This window comes from Ensifer sp. 2TAB8, assembly GCF_052115125.1.
In the GTDB taxonomy this organism is placed as follows: domain Bacteria; phylum Pseudomonadota; class Alphaproteobacteria; order Rhizobiales; family Rhizobiaceae; genus Ensifer.
On the sequence record NZ_JBFRGB010000066.1, the window covers coordinates 1 to 1,366 of the forward strand.

The 1,366-nt window shown below is 64.9% G+C and carries 2 protein-coding genes; both read left to right on the forward strand.

Translation table 11 applies throughout. From position 1 onward, the window contains the following. On the forward strand, positions 1–486 hold a 486-nt coding region (locus AB4Z53_RS35310), incomplete at its 5' end, for an electron transfer flavoprotein subunit beta/FixA family protein (RefSeq protein WP_441600072.1). A 23-nt stretch (positions 487–509) separates the two neighbouring features. Further along, a partial coding sequence (locus AB4Z53_RS35315) for an electron transfer flavoprotein subunit alpha/FixB family protein (RefSeq protein WP_441600074.1) occupies positions 510–1,366 on the forward strand: 857 nt, incomplete at its 3' end.

Consider the following 1,366-nt stretch of genomic DNA (forward strand, 5'->3'; position numbering starts at 1 on the left):
GAAGACCAGGTCGAGCCACTCGCGGTTGCCAAGATCGTCAAGGGTGTGGCCGAGGCTGAACAGCCGGGCCTGATCATCGTCGGCAAGCAGGCGATTGATGATGACAGCAACCAGACCGGCCAGATGCTGTCGGCGCTGCTCGGCTGGGCGCAGGGCACCTTTGCCTCCAAGGTCGAGATCGGCGACGGCAAGGCAACCGTCACCCGCGAAGTCGACGGTGGTCTGCAGACCATCGACATCAAGCTGCCGGCAGTCGTCACCACCGACCTGCGCCTGAACGAGCCGCGTTACGCGTCGCTGCCGAACATCATGAAGGCAAAGAAGAAGCCGCTCGACAAGAAGACGCCGGCCGACTTCGGCGTCGACACGTCAGCCCGCCTCAAGGTGCTGAAGACCGAGGAACCGTCGGGCCGCAAGGCCGGCATCAAGGTCAAGTCGGTCGCCGAGCTGGTCGAAAAGCTCAAGACCGAAGCCGGCGTGCTCTAAGTTCAGCAAAGGGAGATATCATCATGGCCATTCTTCTTCTGGCTGACCACGACAGCAACCACCTTTCCGACCAGACCGCCAAGGCGCTGACCGCTGCCTCCAAGATTGGCGGCGATGTGCACATCCTCGTTGCCGGTGCCGGCGCCAGGGCCGCTGCCGAACAGGCCGCCAAGCTTGCGGGCGTATCCAAGGTTCTCGTTGCCGACGACGCCTCGCTTGCCAACAATCTCGCCGAGCCGCTGGCAGCCCTCATCGTCTCGCTCGCCGGCAGCTACGACACGATCGTCGCTGCTGCGACCTCGGTCGGCAAGAACGTGCTGCCGCGCGTCGCAGCCCTGCTCGACGTTGCCCAGGTCTCGGAAATCATCGAGGTCGTCTCTGCCGACACCTTCAAGCGCCCGATCTATGCCGGCAACGCCATCCAGACGGTGCAGACGACGGAAGCCAAGCGCGTCATCACCGTGCGCACCGCCTCCTTCGCCTCTGCCGCCGAAGGCGGTTCGGCTGCACTCGAAAGCGTTTCTGCCGCGGCCAACCCCGGCGTTTCCTCCTTCGTCGCCGATGCCCTGTCGTCGTCCGACCGTCCGGAACTGACCTCGGCCAAGATCATCATCTCCGGTGGCCGCGCCCTCGGGTCCTCGGAGAAGTTCCAGGAAGTCATCCTGCCGGTCGCCGACAAGCTCGGTGCCGCCGTCGGTGCCTCGCGCGCCGCCGTCGACGCCGGCTATGCGCCGAACGACTGGCAGGTCGGCCAGACCGGCAAGGTGGTCGCACCCGATCTCTACATCGCCTGCGGCATCTCCGGTGCCATCCAGCATCTGGCCGGCATGAAGGACTCGAAGGTCATCGTCGCGATCAACAAGGACGAAGAGGCGCCGAT